A 19,210-nucleotide genomic window follows, 5' to 3' on the forward strand; every position below is an offset into this window, starting at 1 on the left:
CGGAGGGGCGTTTGTTTCAGACATAAATGGTTGCACAACGAATGCTCTGAATTATTTGCCCCATAAATCTGTCTAAAAATCCCTTTTAGCCTTTATTTTTCAGGCAATTGCTGTTCTAACTCCGCAAATACCTCGCGTTTAAAAACGTGATCAACCGCACATTTCCCTCAGCCAACACCGAAGCGAATGTCTACGCTTATAAGACGCCCGGAAAAAACTGTTATTTTGAACACACAACCGGAGGTCCTTATCGCCATGTTCAACCAGAAACTACAGGCTGCCGAGAACATCGAGTTCGAGATTGCAGAAGAGCTGCGCTACGAGACCGATCCCTGCGAGTTAAAACTGGATGAAATGATTGAGGCGGAGCCGGAACCCGAAATGATTGAGGGGCTACCCGCCTCTGATGCTCTGACGCCCGCCGATCGCTATCTGGAACTGTTCGAGCACGTGCAGTCGACACGGCTGTTTGCGGACAGCAAAACCTTCCCCGACTGTGCCCCGAAGATGGATCCTCTGGATATTCTGATCCGCTATCGCAAGGTCAGGCGCCACCGGGATTTCGACCTGCGCCGGTTCGTGGAGAACCACTTCTGGCTGCCAGAGACCTATACCACGGAATATGTCTCTGACCCCGGCCTGTCGCTAAAAGAGCACATTGACAGCCTGTGGCCCGTGCTGACGCGCGAGCCGCAGGACCACATCCCCTGGTCTTCTCTGCTGGCGCTGCCGCAGGCCTATATCGTGCCCGGCGGGCGTTTTAGTGAGACCTATTACTGGGATTCCTACTTCTCCATGCTGGGTCTGGCAGAGAGCGGACGTAACGATCTGCTGAAATGTATGGCGGATAACTTCGCGTGGTTGATTGAACGCTACGGCCATATCCCGAACGGTAACCGTACCTATTATCTCAGCCGCTCCCAGCCGCCGGTATTTGCCCTGATGGTAGAGCTGTTTGAAGAGGATGGTGTGCGCGGTGCAAAGCGCTACCTTGAACACCTCAAAATGGAGCATGCCTTCTGGATGGACGGGGCGGAATCGCTGCTGCTTAATCAGGCCTATCGCAGCGCGGTGCGTATGCCGGATGGCTCGCTGTTAAACCGCTACTGGGACGACCGTGACACGCCGCGTGATGAATCATGGATTGAGGATGTGGAAACCGCCCGTCACTCTGGTCGTCCGCCGAATGAGGTTTATCGCGATTTGCGCGCAGGCGCGGCCTCCGGCTGGGATTACTCCTCGCGCTGGCTGCGGGAGCCTGGCCGACTTGCCAGCATCCGCACCACGCAGTTTATTCCTATCGATTTGAACGCGTTCCTGTTCAAACTGGAAAGCGCGATCGCCAATATTTCGGCATCGAAAGGGGATAAAGAGACCGCGGAACTGTTCCGCCAGAAAGCCAGCGATCGCCGCGCCGCGGTGAACCGGTATCTGTGGGATGACGAGAATGGCTGTTACCGTGACTACGACTGGCGCCGCGAGGTCATGGCGCTGTTCTCAGCGGCGAGCATTGTGCCGCTGTACGTTGGCATGGCGACTCACGAGCAGGCTGAACGCTTGTCGGATGCGGTAAAAGCACGTCTGCTGACGCCGGGCGGGATTCTGGCCACCGAGTACGAAACCGGCGAGCAGTGGGATAAACCCAACGGCTGGGCGCCGCTGCAGTGGATGGCGATTCAGGGCTTCAAACAGTACGGCAATGACTCGCTGGGCGATGAGATTGCCTGGAGCTGGCTGCAGACGGTGAATCATTTCTATAAAGCCCACCATAAGCTGATTGAGAAATATCACATCGCCAGCAGTACGCCGCGCGAAGGGGGCGGGGGTGAGTACCCGCTGCAGGATGGCTTCGGCTGGACTAACGGCGTGGTACGGCGGTTGATTGGGTTGTATGGGGAGCCGTGATCTTCTGCGGTCTGATGCCCGTATCCATCCCTCTCCTGCCGGGAGAGGGAGAAGACAGGATTAACGAATCACTTCATAAATGGCGGTCTGGATGGACTGCCATTTTTTTGTAGTGGCATCCGGCTGTGATTGTGCCCGACGCGTCGCCATATCCAGATCATGCTGCTGGCGCTTCACCACTGCAGGCACGGTGCAAAACGCCTTCAGATACTGTTTACGCATTGACGTCAGGGACTCGCCATTCGACATGGCATGGCTGAGCGTGTTGATAAAGCGCCGGCACGGCTTCTGTTCCACCATGTTCTGTCGGTAGCGCAACATCAGCTCCAGCACGTCGTCATAGTCAGCCGACATCGCCTCTTCCGTCCAGGAGAGCTTCCAGTCCATCCCTCCCTGCAAAAACAGCAGTGCCACCCGGGTATCATTGCGGTTAATCGCCGACCGGAAATTATTCTCGTCCCAGGTCACGCCCATGCGCGACAGCGTCTCGCGCGAGGACGGGGTTTCGCGCATCTCCTGAGGCTGGGCCGTTTCTGCAACGTTCCCGGCTGCAGGCTGGGGTTTACTGCTGGTTACCAGCCAGAAGCCGCCCGCCACAATGGCAATCACCATCACGCCAACCGCCCCCCATAACGCGCCGGAAATAAGCTGCTCACGCTGTTCTGGCGTGCGCGGTGCGCGCTGGGTCGGTTTTTCAATCGTGTCACGAACCTCAAAGAGATCCCCGCCGGTCACGCGATCCATTTTCTGCGCCTTTTCCCAGAAAGCATGCAGCTCGCTGGCATCCACCGCCATCAGTCCGGCCGGGTTGACGCGGGTTCTCCCCTCTTCAAAAGCACGTTGAACCGGTCGGGTGATCTGCGTGTAGTAGTTATCCAGCAGCTGGATTTGCGCCGAACTTAACGCTTTCTGCACGGTAATATTGTTGCGGATTTGCCGAATATCATCGAGGAAGGTTTGCAGGGTTTTCCGCGGTTCCACCATCAGCGTGAGCATTGACGGATCGTTAAACAGCGAGGCGTAGTAGCGGCTGAACTCTTTTTTATCCACCAGCATCTGTGCCAGCTCACTGAACATCATGCCGCTCAGCACATCATTGATGTCACCAAGCTTCAGCCAGCGCCGCACGCGGTCCGCGTTAAACAGGGTTTTAAGATGGTTATTCAGCCGCACCTGATCGGGCCAGGCCTGCTGGATGAGCCCTTTTATCATCAACTCAATCGTACGCACCTGCTTGTGCGCCTGTTGTTGCTGGAGTTCACTGCCAGGCGCCACTTCGGTGCTGTAGGTCAGAAGAGGCTGCTGCAAACGAAGGTGCTCCAGGGTGGTCACAAACCGCATCGCGGCAATCAGCTGGTTTTCACTGACATCCTGACCGCTTTCGTACTGAGGAACACGCTGCTGAAGCAGACGCAATTGCAGCGTGAATTCGGACATCTCCGCGTCATTCAAATTGAGCGTCTTCGCAACCGCATTCCAGCCCCCCAGGCCTAAACGCGCGCTGTCCAGTTGTTCCAGAAACCAGCGTGGATCTTTTCCCTCAGAAACATGTACATTCAGGAGAAGTAAAATTTCAACCGAGGCCTGGCGAATAACCGCCAGACAGTGTTCGAACTGTTCGCGGATAGGGTGTGCTGTGCTGAGAGTCATTGTTTTCCTTAAGCGACAACGAAGACAACCAGAATGGGCCCGTAATGGCCGTTTTTCTTTTTATTTATACGAGGTTAACCATACCTGACTTTCTGTTGAAATAAAGTGACACCACGAAAATCATTTTAAATGTTTCAGGAGAATCTGAATGCCTGTCTTAACGACATCGCGTCTTATCTGTTCACCGCTGCAAGACCATGACTGGCCCTTTTTCCTGGCGTTACAGCACGACCCCGAGGTGATGCGTTTTGTCGCGGAAGATCGCCCCGTGGAGGCGATCCGCGAGGCGTTCGACTCTCGTCTGACGCCCTGGGCGCCGGGCAGCGCGCACTGGCTTTGCCTCGTTGTGCGTGACGCCACCTCCGGCGTACCGCTCGGCGTCACCGGTTATATTCATCGCGATGACGATTGCGCGGAAGTGGGTTTTCTTTTTGCACCTGCGGCCCAGGGGAAAGGTTACGGCTTCGAATCGCTGCAGGCGCTGTGCGGTTACGCCTTTCATCAGGGCGGCATCCGCCGCCTCACCGCCACCGTCACGGCGGGGAATATCGCCTCCAGACGCCTGCTGGAAAAAACGGGCTTTCGTCTGGAGGGCGAGTTACGCGAGAGTTATTACCTTGGCGGACAATGGCATAATGACTGGCTGTTCGGTTTATTGAAGCAGGAATATCTCAGCAATCATTCCTGATCTATAGCCATTTGGCGGATATTTCGCGTGCGTCGTTTACTCTACAATATTGCCATTAAGAGGAAACGAATATGAAAGGTCATGCGCTGAAGATATCTTCTGCCGCCATTGCGTTAATAAAAAAACACCAGGGGCTTTCTCTGGAGAAATATCGTGATGAAAACGGTTTATGGGTTATTGGCTATGGCCATGTTATTCGCCAGGGCGAATGTTTTCAGCGTCTTATCACGCCGCTACAGGCTGAATATTTACTTCACGATGATATTCAGCTGTGCGAAACGCTGCTGCGGGAAAAATTTAAACGCCCGTTAACCCAACAGCAGCACGACGCGCTGGTGTTAATGATGCTCAGTTTCGGTGAGACGACCTCACTCCCGACCGCAATTCTTCAGGCCGTCGCCCGGGTATAGTACATCGCGGCCTGGGTTCTGTTTTTCACCTCCAGGCGGCGGAAAAGCGCTTCCAGGTGCGCTTTCACCGTGGCGGCGCTGATGTTGAGATTGCGCCCGATCTCTTTGTTGGACTCCCCCGCCGCCAGTAATTTCAGGACTTCGCGCTGGCGTTCGCTTAAGGATAATAACGCCTGCGGCGCCGACGGTTGCCTCACCCACTCACCGGGGAAGCACACCATTCCTCGGGAGACCGAATCCAGCACCGCGGAAAAGCGCTCCGGGTGCGCATTGCGGGGAACAATGGCCATCACGTTTCGCTGCAGCAATTGTTCAACCCATCGGGCCTCTTTTTTAGCCAGAACCATTACCACGCGTATCGTCGGAAAACGCTGCATGATCGCTTCCAGCCAGGCGATCCCCTCATCCTCAATTAAATTCCCGTCAATCATGACGATAGCCGTGGGTGACGCTGAAATTTGCGCCCATAAATCTTCTGCCTGACAGCTTCCCGTAATATTTATTTCCGGAATTAATTTCTGAAGACTGTGTATCGCTCCGTGAATAAACAGGGACTGCCTGTCAAACATAATTACCCGCATCGTTTTTCTCCCTCTGAGAGTCGCGAAGGGAGATTCTACAGAGGCATTATTTAAGAAAAAACTCAATGAACGGAGACGTTACAAATCCACCAGTGTTATTTATATCTCCCAGTATCTGGACACATTCAATTTGAGGATTTCCTTAAGAGGTTCCTTCCCCTTAAGCGAAGGCATCACAGGAACATACCGCCTGACACTTCAATACGTTGCGCATTCATCCAGCCCAGTTTATCGCTGAGCAGCGCCGCAATGGCATCACCGATATCATCCGGCAGCCCTACGCGCCCGAGCGCCGTCTGCGTTGCCAGCATCTGGTTAAGCTGCGCGTTGTCACGCACGCGTCCGCCGCCAAAGTCGGTTTCTATCGCACCGGGAGCAATGATATTGACGGAGATACCGCGCGCGCCCAGCTCTTTCGCCTGGTAGCGGGTCAGCACTTCCATCGCCCCTTTCATTGCCGCATAGGTGCCGGAACCGGGTTGCGTAAAACGGGCCAGCCCGCTGGAGACGTTCAGGATCCGCCCACCGTCGTTCAGCAAGGGAAGCAAACGCTGCGTCAGGAAAAAAGGCCCTTTGAAATGGATATTCAGCGCCTCATCAAACTGGGCTTCCGTTGTCTCGGCATAGGGCGCGTACAAGCCCGTCCCGGCGTTGTTTAATAAATAATCAAAGGTTTCACGCTGCCATACGGTCTTAAGGATTTCCTGAAGCTGAGCGGCAAAAAGGTCGAAACTGGCAACATCGCCGACGTTGAGCTGCAATGCGGCCGCGTTAATGCCTTTTTGCTGAATTTCGCGCACAACATCCAGCGCTTCCTGTTGGCTTCGGTTATAGGTCAGGATAATTCCCGTTCCGTCTGCTGCGAGCTTCAACGCCGCGTTTTTACCCAGACCACGGCTACCACCTGTGACTAATGCAATACGTTCAGACATAAGAAACCTCGTTTTGACTGTTGTGGAGATTGAGAAAGAGCTTATTAGGTGATAGAAGATCAATAAAGATGTCGCAGAGCGCTTCACTGTTTCAATTGCAACAACAATGAGCTTCGTCTATGGATAAAATTCACGCAATGCAGCTGTTTGTTCGTGTCGCGGAACTGGAGAGTTTTTCCCGGGCGGCGGAGTCACTGACGCTGCCGAAAGGCAGTGTTTCGCGGCAAATTCAGGCGCTGGAAAACCGACTGGGAACCCAGCTATTGCACCGAACCACGCGTCGCGTAAGCCTGACGCAGGACGGCATGGTGTATTACGAGCGGGCAAAAGATCTTCTGACAAACCTGGATGAACTGGACGGTATGTTCCAGCATGACCCCTCCACCATCAGCGGTCGGTTACGCGTGGATATGCCCGTCAGCGTTGCTCGAAATTTAGTCATCCCCAAACTGCCTGCTTTTCTGCAGCAATATCCGGGCATCGAGCTGGAACTTAGCAGCAGCGATCGCCTGGTGGATGTTATTCGTGAAGGGTTTGATTGTGTGGTACGCGTCGGCGCGCTCAAAGACTCGGGACTTATCGCCCGCCCGCTGGGTAAGCTGTCGGTGATTAACTGCGCCAGCCCGGATTATGTCACGCGTTTTGGCTATCCGGAAACGCTGGAAGATTTAGGTTCACACGCCGTCATTCACTACGCCGCCACGCTGGGAACACGTCCCCTGGGCTTTGAATTTTATAACGGCACGTCGACGCAGTGGGTGAAGACGGGCGGGGTTTTGACCGTCAACAGCACAGAAACGTATCAGGCGGCCTGTATCGCCGGGCTAGGTATTATCCAGGTGCCGCGCGTTGGCGTGCGTGACGCTCTGCGCACCAGGAAGTTGATTGAAGTTCTCCCGCAGTACCGGGCGGAACCGATGCCGGTATCGCTGATTTATCCCCACCGGCGCAACCTCTCCCGTCGGGTACATCTGTTTATGGAGTGGCTTACTGCACTCACAAAAGCTTACGTGGATTAGTCGCAAGCTATAATTCAATAACATCCAGCCAAACGAAAAGGAAAAGTCGCGTGACGCCGGAAAACAACCCGCAACGACCTACCCAACATTTAGATTACGAACCCATCCAGAAGATGGAAACCGGGCCTGAAGAAGTAAAAATGCCAGGCACCGCCAGCAAAGCGCTGGGGACTGTCACCAGCCTGGCAGAGCGGATACAGCAGTTCCCCATGATTGCGCACCTGATACGCGCAACAGAGCGGTTTAATGACCGCATGGGTAACCAGTTTGGGGCTGCCATCACCTATTTCTCTTTTTTATCGATGATCCCGATCCTGATGGTGTCCTTTGCCGCAGCCGGTTTTGTGCTCGCGTCACACCCAACGCTGTTGCAGGATATCTTCAATAAAATCCTGAATAACGTCAGTGATCCGACCCTCGCCACCACGCTCAAAAACACCATTAATACCGCCGTACAGCAACGTACGACGGTCGGTATCGTCGGCCTGTTGATTGCCCTTTACTCCGGGATTAACTGGATGGGCAACCTCCGCGAGGCCATTCGTGCCCAGTCGCGCGAGGTGTGGGAGCGTAAGCCTCAGGACCAGGAGAAAATCTGGGTTAAGTATCTTCGCGACTTTATTTCGCTGATTGGCCTGCTCGTCGCGCTGATTGTGACGCTCTCCATCACCTCTGTCGCCGGTTCGGCGCAGCAGATGATTATCTCTGCGCTCTATCTGGATTACATCGAGTGGCTGAAGCCCGCGTGGCGCGGCATTGGACTGGCTATTTCCATCTTCGCCAACTATCTGCTGTTCTTCTGGATCTTCTGGCGCTTACCCCGCCATCGTCCGCGTAAGAAGGCGCTGATCCGCGGCACATTGATTGCGGCGATAGGCTTTGAAGTGATCAAAATTGTGATGACTTACACTCTGCCATCGCTGGTGAAATCCCCTTCTGGCGCGGCGTTTGGCTCGGTGCTGGGGCTGATGGCGTTCTTCTACTTCTTCGCCCGCCTGACCTTGTTCTGCGCGGCGTGGATTGCCACCGCCGAGTACAAAGACGACCCGCGTATGCCGGGTAAAACACACCGATAACACCTCTCCCGGGCTGAAACTTCAGCCCGATTCATCATTTCAGCATATAAATCCAGTCCGTAACTTTTATTTAACCAAAAACCAGTTTTATCAGCTGATATTTGAAAACTGTGAAGCATTTCATAGAAGTGTTTTGTCTGGCCTGAACATTATCCGCTTTTTGTTGCTTTTATCACCAGTGGGCGGCTTTGTTACAGATTGAAATGTCGCTTTTGCTGTGCGTAATATGGCCTTTCGTCCGACTAAAAATAAGAAAATATTATGCAAGCAACAGCCACAACACTCGACTCCGGCGCGGAAACCGCGCCGGTTAACTCGCGAAACAAAGTTGTCGTCGCCTCGCTGATTGGCACCGCCATTGAGTTCTTCGACTTTTACATTTATGCCACCGCAGCGGTCATTGTCTTTCCGCATATTTTCTTCCCGCAGGGTGACCCGACGGCAGCCACGCTGCAGTCTCTGGCTACCTTTGCGATCGCGTTTGTTGCGCGTCCGATTGGCTCTGCCCTGTTTGGACACTTCGGCGATCGCATCGGCCGTAAGGTCACGCTGGTGGCCTCGCTGCTGACGATGGGGATCTCCACCGTCGCTATCGGCTTGCTGCCTACCTACGAAACCATTGGTATTCTGGCCCCGATGCTGCTGGCGCTGGCGCGTTTTGGTCAGGGTCTGGGGCTGGGCGGTGAATGGGGGGGTGCGGCGCTGCTGGCCACGGAGAACGCACCGGCACGCAAACGCGCGCTGTACGGTTCATTCCCGCAGCTTGGCGCACCGATTGGCTTCTTCTTTGCGAACGGGACTTTCCTGCTGCTCTCCTGGCTGCTGACGGACGAACAGTTCATGAGCTGGGGCTGGCGTATTCCGTTCGTCTTCTCCGCCGTGCTGGTGCTGATTGGCCTGTATGTCCGCGTGTCACTTCACGAAACGCCGGTTTTCGCTAAAGTTGCCGCCGCAAAAAAACAGGTAAAAGTGCCGCTGGGTACGCTGCTGACTAAACACGTCCGCGTGACGGTACTGGGCACGTTTATCATGCTCGCGACCTACACGCTGTTCTATATCATGACGGTCTATTCAATGACGTTCAGCACCGCCGCCGCGCCGGTTGGGCTCGGCCTGCCGCGTAACGAAGTGCTGTGGATGTTGATGATGGCGGTCATTGGGTTTGGCGTCATGGTGCCGATTGCCGGCCTGCTGGCGGATAAGTTTGGTCGTCGCTCAAGCATGATTGTTATCACCACGCTGATCATTCTGTTTGCCCTGTTCGTCTTCCCGCCGCTGCTGGGTTCAGGTAGCCCTGCGCTGGTGATGGCGTACCTGCTCATTGGTCTGAGCCTGATGGGCCTGACCTTCGGCCCGATGGGCGCGCTGCTGCCAGAGCTGTTCCCGACGGAAGTGCGTTATACCGGCGCGTCGTTCTCCTATAACGTTGCCTCTATTCTGGGTGCGTCCGTTGCGCCTTATATCGCCACCTGGCTGCAGGCAAATTATGGCCTGTTCTACGTGGGCGTTTACCTGGCCGCCATGGCAGCACTGACGCTGATTGCCCTGCTGCTGACCCACGAGACGAAGCACCAGTCTCTGTAATTCACCGCGGCCTGATACCCTCTCCCCCAGGGAGAGGGTAAAGGTCCCGAAAGCCGTACGTTATTTTTTCATCTGCGACAAAATGTTCCGGCACTGATTCGCATCCCCTTCTGACGGCGAAATTAACGCCAACAGCGCCGCCGCTGGCGTAACCAGCGTCGCGAGTGCTGCCGCCACCGCGCCGCGCGCAATCAGAGGACCGGGTTTCACACCCGCCTGAGGATTTTTAAAGGTCCCACGCACGTAGAGCGGCGAACGCAGGGTGATGATACGAATCCCCTTACTTTCCGGATCGATGGTTAAATCAAGCTGCTCGGAGGCCATACTGGCGGTGCCGGTCACGTTGATAACCGCGTTCTCCGTATCGAAGGCAAAAATCTGCGGGCGCGCCACGCCGTTGACCAGATCCAGGTTGGCCGCCGCACAGTTCACCCGCACCTCATCATCACCGAAGATTTGCCCGATGACGTAGTTCCCGACGTTCAGCCCCAGGATCTCCATCAGGTTACGGCTCACCAGCCCGTCATTCATCAGAAGCTTCAGGTTACCGTTACTGCTCCCGAGCAGTGCAGCCACGGAATTCCCCACGCCGCGGATATCCGCATCGCCGTTCATTTCACCCAGGGTTTTCTGCATCAATTCCACGTTCGGCATCAGCTCTTTCAGTTTGAGCCGGCGGGCCTTAATATCGGCACGCCCCTGCATCGGCTTTTTATCGCCTTCGAGGTGAATGTTCGATGAGATGGTCCCACCCGCCATGCCAAACTTCAGCGGCTGCAGGCGTAAATCGGCATTTTTAAGCAGGATATGGGTCGAAAGATTGCTGATCGGCAGCGTACTGCCATGTTCGATTTTGCCCCCTTTAAAGCGAACATCCGCATCCATTACGTCCCACTTATCGGTCTCAAAGCGATCGTAAGGCAGGACTTTCCCCGCCGGCTGGCGATCTTTTTTCACCTCTTTTGATTTCGTGCCTTTACCGGAATCAATCCCGATCAGCGGCCCCAAATCGGCCAGCCGCAGCTGGCGAGACTCCACATCGCCTTCCAGTTTCGGGCGCGGTTTTCCGGTGGTATAGGTCAACGAGCCATGGATATCGCTGTCGCCAATACGGCCATTGAAATCGCGATAATCAAATACCGACGATTTTTCCGTATCGATTTTTGCCACCAGATGACCGTCCGTCTCAAACGGTGGCGTATCTGGCAGCAGGACGCCAGTGAGTTCATACAGTTCACCCAGCGAATCACCGGCAAATTTCAGCCGCAGATCAACGCCCCCCATGTTCATAGGGTCGTTGACGGTCCCGGTGAAGGCCACCCGCGTGTTCCCGGAGCGGAAATCCGCCTGCACAGGAAACGGCGTCGAGTCGCTTCGAAGCGCCAGCATGCCGCCAATTTTGCCAGTGCCGGTCAGGGGCTGCCCTTTGTAGCGCCCTTTGGCCTTCAGGCCGAAAACATAATCCCCGGCTTTGGCATTATCGCCCTTCGCTTTTGCGCCGGTCACTTCGCTAAACGGCAGCGGTTTGCCCAACGGATCGACCAGGATCTCGATATCAGCTTTGCTGACCTTGTCGTCGATGGCGATCCGCCCGCGATCGAAAAGAATATTGTCGAGACGGAATGACCATGATGAGGGTTGCGCATTGGGATCTTTTTCGTCGCTGCTGGCGAGATCAAACGTCCAGTTGTTGTTCTTTTCGGAAAGGCGGATCAGACGCGCATCGGGCTGCTGAAGCTTGATCCACGGCAGGTAAACCGTTTTGGTCAGTAGCGCTAACGGGGCCAGCGTGGCTTCTACGCGGGGCAGATGCACCATTGTCACGTCAGGAATATCCGGCGGGTTGCCGAGAATGATGTCGTCGGCGTGGACATGTGGCCAGGGGATCCAGCTTCGCCAGCCGGTCTCCTCTTTCTGGCGTTCCCACACTACCCCGAGATCGCCGCGTATGGCGAAGGGGCGATTGAGTTCGGTGGAGACTTTCTGGTTGATGGTCGGCTTAAGGCGGTTCCAGTCAAACGTCGCGATAATGACGACGGCGACCACGATCAACAACAATAAAATCCCTGCTGTCCAGGAGATTACCCTGGTTGTTTTTGTCATTGTTATCCCCTTTCCTGATGACCTTACCTGTAAAACTATAGTTCAGACAAAGGGAAGCGGGCAGATCAGAGGATCGTTATCACGGAATCGAGGGTATCCATTGGGACCGGACGAGAGAGGAAATAGCCTTGTGCCGCTGCCGCGGGAGAATTTTGCACATCACGCCACTCTTCCAGCGTTTCCACGCCTTCCACTATCACGCCCTGGCAGTAGCGGTTCATCAGCTGTAATAACAGCGTAAACAGATTCCGCCCTTCCGGGGTCTGGCGCAGCATAATGAACAGGTCGCGGGCCACTTTAATGTAGTCGTAACGCACTTCGCTGAGGGCAGAGAAGTTCGCCATCCCGGTGCCAAAGTCATCCAGCCACAGCGGGCCGAATTCGCACATCGAGGCAAATGATGAGTCCTGTGGCAGACGAACATGCTCCACCAGCTCAAAGCGCATCCACGGTAAGGAGGCGATCAGCTCCTGTAATTTCGCGTTCTGGCGCAGCGCCAGCAGGGTGGGTCCATCGACGTTGACCGAGGCGAGGATGGCGTGCTGTTCGAAAAAGGCCTGTTTGGTTGCCAGCATACGGAGCTGTTCTTCCAGCACATCCAGGCGCTGGCGCACGGCAACTTCGGCAAAATAGCGGTCCGGTGCGATACGCTGTGAGGGGTTTGACGGGTGCGTCACGACGGTCAAAATTTCAATAGCCATCAGTCGACCGTCCGTTCGGTAGATCGGCTGATAGGTGTACGCACGCTCACATTGCAGCCAGTAGCGATGCTCCTGCAAGTTCTCAATACTTGCCTCAGGCGTAGTGCTCAGCCGCTGGATAACCTGCTCTGACTTCATTTCAGATGTCCTGTTGTTGGATGGCCTTTCTGGACTCGTCAAAGGGTTATCGGCCCGGCAATTGAGAACTTTATGTTCAATTCAACCGGAAAATGAAATTAAGCGGGCAGAAATTAACAGGAACACGCGCTGGCTCAAATAAAATAATGGAACGTCGTTTTAATATAGTTGACCGCATAATTCACTCAGCGCACACTACCGAAAATTACTCTGTTCAGGTTCACGACTATGACCAAGAAAATTGCCGTGATTGGCGAATGCATGATTGAGCTGTCACAAAAAGGCGCGGAAGTCAGCCGCGGTTTTGGTGGCGATACGTTAAACACCTCCGTTTATATTGCCCGTCAGGTTGCCCCTGAGGCCCTTACCGTGAACTACGTCACCGCCCTGGGGACGGACAGTTTCAGCCAGCAAATGCTGGAAGCCTGGCAGAGTGAGCAGGTGGACACCTCGCTGATACAGCGTATGGAAAACCGCCTGCCGGGGCTTTACTACATTGAAACCGACGATACCGGCGAGCGGACCTTCTACTACTGGCGTAACGAAGCCGCGGCCAAATTCTGGCTGGAGAGCGACGCTGCGGCTGCCATCTGCGAAGCGTTAGCCACCTTTGATTATCTTTATCTGAGCGGGATTAGCCTGGCTATTTTAAGCTCAGCCAGCCGTGAAAAGCTGCTGTCGTTACTGCGTGAATGCCGCGCCAATGGCGGCAAGGTTATTTTCGATAATAACTACCGTCCGCGCCTGTGGGCCAGCCGTGAAGAGACGCAGCAGGTTTATCAGCAGATACTGCAATGCACCGATATCGCCTTCCTGACGCTCGATGATGAAGATGCGCTGTGGGGTGAGAAACCCGTTGATGAGGTGATTGCGCGTACGCAGGCCGCCGGCGTAAGTGAAGTGGTGATTAAGCGCGGGGCTGATTCATGTCTGGTCGCCATCGCAGGTGAAGCCGTCATCGACGTTCCTGCGGTGACGTTGCCGAAAGAGAAAGTGATTGATACGACGGCGGCGGGTGATTCATTCAGTGCGGGCTATCTGGCGGTGCGTCTGACGGGCGGGACGCCTGAAGCGGCGGCCCAGCGTGGACACCTGACGGCGAGCACCGTGATCCAGTATCGCGGGGCAATTATTCCGCGTGAGGCAATGCCACAGTAAAAAAAACCCTCTCCGACAGGGAGAGGGTTTTGAATGAGGGGCATTACTGCCCCTGCGGGATATCCGTTGCGTCCTGATGCAAATCATCTGCCGTAGCAGCCTGCGATGGCTGCGGCGTGGAGGCCATAATGGTATTCCAGGTCGACTGAAGTTCCTTCATGTCATATTCCGGCTCGCCTTTCGGCTGCAGAAGAATCAACGCCATTTCCTGCGACAGCTGCTGACGTAAGTCCTGATTCAACATATCGACGGTCAACCCCTCCAGGAAGTCCTGACGAAGCTTCTGGTACTGCTCCGGCGCGATATCCACCACCTGATTCTGCAGTGAGCGAATACGCTGGCTGATCAGAATGTCGGTATCGGCGCGGGCATACGTTGCAAACAGCTTCTGCAGCTCAAGTTTTTTCTGCGCGACCAGCGCATTGAACTCTTCTTCCGACAGACCCTCTTTGCGCACTTTTGCCAGCTCTTTTGCCACCACGCCCAGATTCGCATTCAGCTTATCGCCCGGCGATTCAACGTTAATGGCACACTGTGCACGCTGGAACAACACGCGGCAGTCAAAGCCGAGACCGATATTCTTCACGTTATTCTTGCTGAGCGTCTGCTGAACGTGCCAGAACAGCGCTTCACGCGCCAGATCGGCACGCCAGTAGCGCAGCAGCGCCGCTGACTCACGGATTGGCTGCCAGGCGTTATCCCACATGACGGAGAGGCGGTCCTGACGAACGGTATCCGTCATAATGCTGACAGGCTCTGCGCGCAGCGGAGAGAGCGTTGGGACAGGGGCCGGTGTTTCGCGTTTGCCTTTCAGTTCGCCAAACGCTTTGTTGATCTGCTCCACCACCGCACGGCTGTCCACATTCCCCACCACGATAAGCGTCATCGCGTCCGGGGTGTACCATTTCTGGTAGAACGATTTTACCTGCTCAGCGTCCACCGGCTGTTTCAGCGGCTCGGCCGGGTCATGCCCAAGCAGCGTTGAACCCTTCAGGCGGTAACGCCACCAGCCCTCTTTGGTGTCCACAGGCCAGGTGGCAACCATGTCACTGTTGCTCAGCGCATAGTTAACGGTTTCCGGCGTAATCGCCAGATTGCCCGACGCATCGGCGAGATACGTAAGGGCTTCTTTGAGCAGGTCGTTACGGTTATTTGGCAGGCTCAGGTTGAACATGGTGTAGTCATACGAGACCACTGCCGGCGGAAGCGGGCGTTTCGGATCAATGGCCTGTTGCCAGAGCGAACGCACCTGAACTGCTTGCAAACTGCCGCTCTGCGTGAGCGCCAGTCGGGGAATAAAATGGCTAAAACCGGTTTGCTGAGTGCTTTCCGTGAGGGAGCCGGTATTAACAGACAGACGGATTTCAACACGATCACTTGGACGTTGTGGGGTGGCTAAAACCTGCCACTGAAAACCGTTCGCTAGTGTCCCTTGTTGCCAGGCCGGGTCTGGCTGGAGCGCATCTGCCTGCACATAACTGGCTGCTGCCATCATCAGCAAACCGCCGGTTAAGAGTCGAATTTTTGTGCCCTGCATGTGAACCCCTGATCAACATTCCTGGTTAAAGAGAGTGTCTCGCGACGCGTTTCACTCTTAAAGATGACGATGAAAACACGTCGATTAGACCGCGTGTTCTACAAAACGTCACGGTCAGAAGTGAAATATACCCAAAAAAAATCTTGTCGAATTATGACAGGTACGAACAGTTATTATGCGCAGGAGCCCGCATCCCGACAAGGGAATGCGGGCATTTGTGACAATATTAAGAGGATAAACCAGGAGTTTTGCTGTCTGACTGGCGATTATTTAACGTATCGTCGAGCTTTTTGTGATCCAGCTCTTTCACCCATTTTGCCACGACTACCGTTGCCACACCGTTACCTACGAGGTTGGTTAAGGCACGGGCTTCAGACATAAAGCGGTCAATACCGAGAATCAGCGCCAGACCCGCCACCGGCAGGTGTCCGACCGCGGAAATGGTGGCCGCCAGCACGATAAAGCCACTGCCAGTAACACCTGCGGCCCCTTTAGACGAGAGCAGGAGCACCACCAGCAGGGTAACCTGATGGAAAATGTCCATATGGCTGTTGGTCGCCTGAGCGATAAACACGGCCGCCATTGTCAGGTATATCGAGGTGCCATCAAGGTTGAAGGAGTAGCCCGTCGGAATGACCAGCCCCACCACCGATTTACGGCAGCCCAGCTTTTCCATCTTATCGAGCATGCGCGGCAGGGCCGATTCTGATGAAGAGGTCCCCAGAACAATCAGCAGCTCTTCGCGGATATAACGGATAAATTTGAAAATGCTGAACCCTGCCGCGCGGGCGATTGAGCCCAGCACCACCACCACGAACAGAATACAGGTGATATAGAAGCAGATGATGAGCTGGCCCAGCTGCACCAGGGTACCCACGCCGTACTTACCGATGGTGAATGCCATCGCACCGAAGGCCCCAATAGGCGCCAGGCGCATGATCATATTGATGATGCCGAAGATGACCTGCGAGAAGCTTTCGATGACGTTAAAGATCAGCTGGCCTTTGTTGCCCAGACGGTGCAGGGCAAAGCCAAACATGACGGCAAACAGCAGCACCTGCAGAATGTTGCCGCTGGCAAATGCACCGATGACGCTGCCTGGGATAACGTCCAGCAGGAAGGCCACTACCCCCTGGTCTTTCGCCTGATCGGCGTACACCGCGACCGCTTTGGCATCCAGCGTTGATGGGTCAACGTTCATCCCCGCGCCGGGCTGCACCACGTTCACGATGATAAGACCAATAATCAGCGCAAGGGTACTGACCACTTCGAAATAGAGAAGCGCCACTGCACCGGTACGGCCTACCGCCTTCATGCTTTCCATGCCAGCGATGCCCGTCACGACGGTACAGAAGATCACCGGGGCGATGACCATTTTGATGAGCTTAACGAATGCGTCGCCAAGCGGTTTCATTTGTGCGCCAAGTTCAGGGTAATAGTGACCAAGCAAAATACCGATTGCGATGGCTGTCAGGACCTGAAAATAGAGACTTTTGAAGAGTGAGGTTTTCATAGGGTGTCCTTGGGAAGAAAAACCACAGGCTTTGTAAGGTTATGGTTAACCTGCGGCTCTAAAATAACACCCGTATAACAGGACAGAAATAAACCCAGTTCAAATTTGAAACACAAATGTTAAGAACTTTGAGCTGGCTCGCACAAGCCAGCAACAAAATTACACGTTTGCGCTATTGTCCCCACCGGAAAGGTAGCGTTGTTCAAAGACATCCGACGGAACAGCCGGTGCAAACAGGAAGCCCTGTCCGCCCTCCACGCCCGCTTCAGCCAGCCAGGTGCACTGCGCGTCTGTCTCAATCCCTTCGGCAATCAGCTGCAGTTTCAGACTGCGGGCCAGCTGGATAATGGCCTGGACCATGCTGCTGTCTTCCGGCAACCCTTCAACAAAGGCTTTGTCGATTTTCAGCACATCCACCGGCAGGGTTTTCATATGCTGGAGCTGACGCAGCCCGGCATAACCCATACCGAAATCGTCCAGCGCGATGCGTATACCGGCATTACGCAGCGGTTTCAGAATCGCGACCGCCTCATTAGGATCGTCAATACGCCGGCTTTCCGTGACTTCCAGCGTCAGCGTATCAGGCTTGATCCGGTAACGATGGATCAGCTCCAGCATCTCAGACACCATGGTCGGATGCATCAGTTGCAGGGCGGACAAGTTGACCGACAGCGGGAGCGTCACGCCTCGTTCCTGCCAGGCAGCAAGCTGTCGGCACGACTCCTCCAGCACCCAGTAACCGACAGTGACCATCAGGCCACACGATTCGATGCGCTCAATGAGCCCTTCCGGCAATTCCCATGAACCATCCGGCTGCTGCACGCGCAGCAGCGCTTCCGCGCTGATCACCTCGCCCGTCAGCAAATTCACCTGCGGCTGGAGCCAGAGGGCAAACTGACGGTTATCCAGCGCGGTCAAAATGTCGCTCTCTTCCGTCAGGCGCTGCTGCGCCCTTTCCATCTGTTCCGGGTCGAAGAACTGGATCTGATTTTTCCCTTTGCGCCGGGCGGTAAACGCCGCCGAGAAAGCACGACGGTAAAGCTGTTCCGCTGTTAAGTCACCGTAGTACATCGCAATACCGATACTGGCGCTTGGACGAAGCTGGATGCCCTGAATGGGCAGTCGCTCATTAATGACAGTGAGTACTTGCTGACCTAATGTGATCGCATGCCACGGCTCTTTCACGCCGTTGGCAATCACCACCAGGTCATACCCGCTGACCTGGGTCAGCACCATGCGCGGGGCCAGCACGGACTTCACTTTCTCCACCAGCGTCAGGAGGAGCATTTCACGCTGGTTCTCTTTGAGCACGCCGGCGGTGTCCTGCAGGGTTTCACAGGCGATCACCATCAGCGCGGTGGTTTGCTGGCGGGCAACAGTCTGTTCCAGCATCGCCATCAGGAAGGCTTTATTGGGCAGCTCCGACACCGGGAAGCGCGTGGCGCTGCTGTTCAGCTCATCCTGCTGGCGCTGCATCCGCTGCTGGTTGAGGTTATAGCTACGTACCAGCATGCCAATCTCGTCGTCATGATGAAGACGCGGCAGCGGAAGCTGATGCCCCACCTGGTCCTGCGGTGAAAGCGTGTTCAACTCCCGGGCAATCCGGCGTAGCGGATGCACAATCAGACGGTTAATACACCAGGTCAGCGCCACGCTCAGAATAAGTGTCATAAGTAAGCAAGTGGTCACTAACGTGACAACCCAGCTCATGACGAATTTGTACATGCGGTACGAGTCCGCCTGCAGAACAAGGTAGGCCAACGGCTGTGGATTCGCGGGACGCTCAAGCGAATAGACCGGTAGCGAAATCTGCACCGGCAGTTCAAACAGTCGCATCACCATCATGGGGACCGGTCGCTCGGGGATAAAACTCATCCGCAGCGCCTGAAACTGATTGGGTAACACCACGTCTGCGCGGCTCACGACACCGGCAGGCTGAATGCGTTTTAAAATGGTTTCCGCTTCGGGAATATCCCCTTTCAAAATAGAGGCAGAGAGCGGGCCACGCACCGAGCGGGCAATACTTTCTAATTGCGAAGCCGTGTTATAGCGATTCTGCTGTACGGAATGAAACAGCAAAATTACGCAAAAAAGGAGTACAAACAGCATTGTGACGGCAGAAACCATCGCCATCTGTTTGATAGTTAAGGAACGGCTGACACGCAAAATGACTCTCCACAAAACTCGAAGCGCAGGGCGCACCAGGGTGTAAACC

The 19,210-nt window shown here is 55.0% G+C and carries 15 protein-coding genes; 7 read left to right on the forward strand and 8 right to left on the reverse strand.

The window, feature by feature from the left end; translation table 11 throughout:
- Positions 1-255 precede the first annotated feature (255 nt).
- The gene (locus QLG09_RS03760) at positions 256-1,905 is read left to right on the forward strand and encodes an alpha,alpha-trehalase (RefSeq protein ID WP_020884498.1); all 1,650 of its coding nucleotides are present in this window, start codon (positions 256-258) and stop codon (positions 1,903-1,905) included.
- A 60-nt stretch (positions 1,906-1,965) separates the two neighbouring features.
- Here the strand turns inward: QLG09_RS03760 and QLG09_RS03765 are convergent, their stop codons facing one another.
- A complete protein-coding gene (locus QLG09_RS03765; protein ID WP_121340488.1) occupies positions 1,966-3,555 on the reverse strand; it encodes an STY4199 family HEPN domain-containing protein in 1,590 nt (529 codons plus the stop codon).
- Between the two features lie 148 nt (positions 3,556-3,703).
- Here QLG09_RS03765 and QLG09_RS03770 point away from each other — a divergent pair, with 148 nt between their 5' ends.
- Both QLG09_RS03770 and QLG09_RS03775 read left to right on the forward strand, forming a co-directional pair.
- A complete protein-coding gene (locus QLG09_RS03770) occupies positions 3,704-4,243 on the forward strand; it encodes a GNAT family protein (RefSeq protein ID WP_014172076.1) in 540 nt (179 codons plus the stop codon).
- 71 nt (positions 4,244-4,314) lie between these two features.
- The gene (locus QLG09_RS03775; RefSeq protein WP_014172077.1) at positions 4,315-4,653 is read left to right on the forward strand and encodes a lysozyme; all 339 of its coding nucleotides are present in this window, start codon (positions 4,315-4,317) and stop codon (positions 4,651-4,653) included.
- Here the strand turns inward: QLG09_RS03775 and QLG09_RS03780 are convergent.
- Positions 4,632-5,234, reverse strand: a complete 603-nt coding sequence (locus tag QLG09_RS03780) for a response regulator transcription factor (protein ID WP_032679190.1) — start codon at positions 5,232-5,234, stop codon at positions 4,632-4,634. The genes QLG09_RS03775 and QLG09_RS03780 overlap by 22 nt on opposite strands.
- Before the next feature lie 173 nt (positions 5,235-5,407).
- A complete protein-coding gene (locus QLG09_RS03785; RefSeq protein ID WP_063925799.1) occupies positions 5,408-6,166 on the reverse strand; it encodes an SDR family oxidoreductase in 759 nt (252 codons plus the stop codon).
- A gap of 119 nt (positions 6,167-6,285) precedes the next feature.
- On the opposite strand from QLG09_RS03785, the gene QLG09_RS03790 reads away from it, so the two are divergent.
- From QLG09_RS03790 to QLG09_RS03800, 3 genes are all read left to right on the forward strand, one after another.
- Positions 6,286-7,185: a LysR family transcriptional regulator gene (locus QLG09_RS03790; RefSeq protein WP_049021743.1), complete on the forward strand. Its 900-nt coding sequence runs from the start codon at positions 6,286-6,288 to the stop codon at positions 7,183-7,185.
- Between the two features lie 50 nt (positions 7,186-7,235).
- Positions 7,236-8,261 carry an inner membrane protein YhjD gene (yhjD, locus tag QLG09_RS03795; protein ID WP_049021742.1) on the forward strand — a complete coding sequence of 342 codons (1,026 nt, stop codon included), beginning with the start codon at positions 7,236-7,238 and terminating at the stop codon, positions 8,259-8,261.
- A 261-nt stretch (positions 8,262-8,522) separates the two neighbouring features.
- Positions 8,523-9,845, forward strand: a complete 1,323-nt coding sequence (locus QLG09_RS03800; RefSeq protein WP_014172082.1) for an MFS transporter — start codon at positions 8,523-8,525, stop codon at positions 9,843-9,845.
- A 60-nt stretch (positions 9,846-9,905) separates the two neighbouring features.
- On the opposite strand, the gene QLG09_RS03805 is transcribed toward QLG09_RS03800, so the two are convergent.
- Positions 9,906-11,948: an AsmA family protein gene (locus tag QLG09_RS03805; protein WP_282488738.1), complete on the reverse strand. Its 2,043-nt coding sequence runs from the start codon at positions 11,946-11,948 to the stop codon at positions 9,906-9,908.
- Positions 11,949-12,013: 65 nt separating this feature from the next.
- The gene (gene pdeH, locus QLG09_RS03810; protein ID WP_020884490.1) at positions 12,014-12,787 is read right to left on the reverse strand and encodes a cyclic-guanylate-specific phosphodiesterase; all 774 of its coding nucleotides are present in this window, start codon (positions 12,785-12,787) and stop codon (positions 12,014-12,016) included.
- Positions 12,788-13,015: 228 nt separating this feature from the next.
- Between pdeH and QLG09_RS03815 the strand changes: the two genes are divergently transcribed.
- The gene (locus tag QLG09_RS03815) at positions 13,016-13,945 is read left to right on the forward strand and encodes a sugar kinase (protein WP_063925797.1); all 930 of its coding nucleotides are present in this window, start codon (positions 13,016-13,018) and stop codon (positions 13,943-13,945) included.
- Positions 13,946-13,988: 43 nt separating this feature from the next.
- Here QLG09_RS03815 and QLG09_RS03820 read toward each other — a convergent pair whose 3' ends face one another.
- The 3 genes from QLG09_RS03820 to hmsP all read right to left on the reverse strand — a co-directional run bounded on the left by QLG09_RS03820 (position 13,989) and on the right by hmsP (position 19,161).
- Positions 13,989-15,482, reverse strand: coding sequence for a pitrilysin family protein (locus tag QLG09_RS03820; RefSeq protein ID WP_025202804.1), 1,494 nt, complete (start codon positions 15,480-15,482; stop codon positions 13,989-13,991).
- Positions 15,483-15,708: 226 nt separating this feature from the next.
- Complete coding sequence (locus QLG09_RS03825) at positions 15,709-16,995, reverse strand: dicarboxylate/amino acid:cation symporter (RefSeq protein WP_014172087.1); 1,287 nt, start codon at positions 16,993-16,995, stop codon at positions 15,709-15,711.
- 159 nt (positions 16,996-17,154) lie between these two features.
- Positions 17,155-19,161 (reverse strand): biofilm formation regulator HmsP, encoded by a 2,007-nt coding sequence (gene hmsP / locus QLG09_RS03830; protein ID WP_282488739.1) that lies wholly within the window; start codon positions 19,159-19,161, stop codon positions 17,155-17,157.
- Positions 19,162-19,210: the final 49 nt, after the last annotated feature.

Origin of the sequence: Enterobacter sp. V89_11, assembly GCF_029967775.1 — a bacterium.
Classification (GTDB): Bacteria; Pseudomonadota; Gammaproteobacteria; order Enterobacterales; family Enterobacteriaceae; genus Enterobacter; species Enterobacter ludwigii.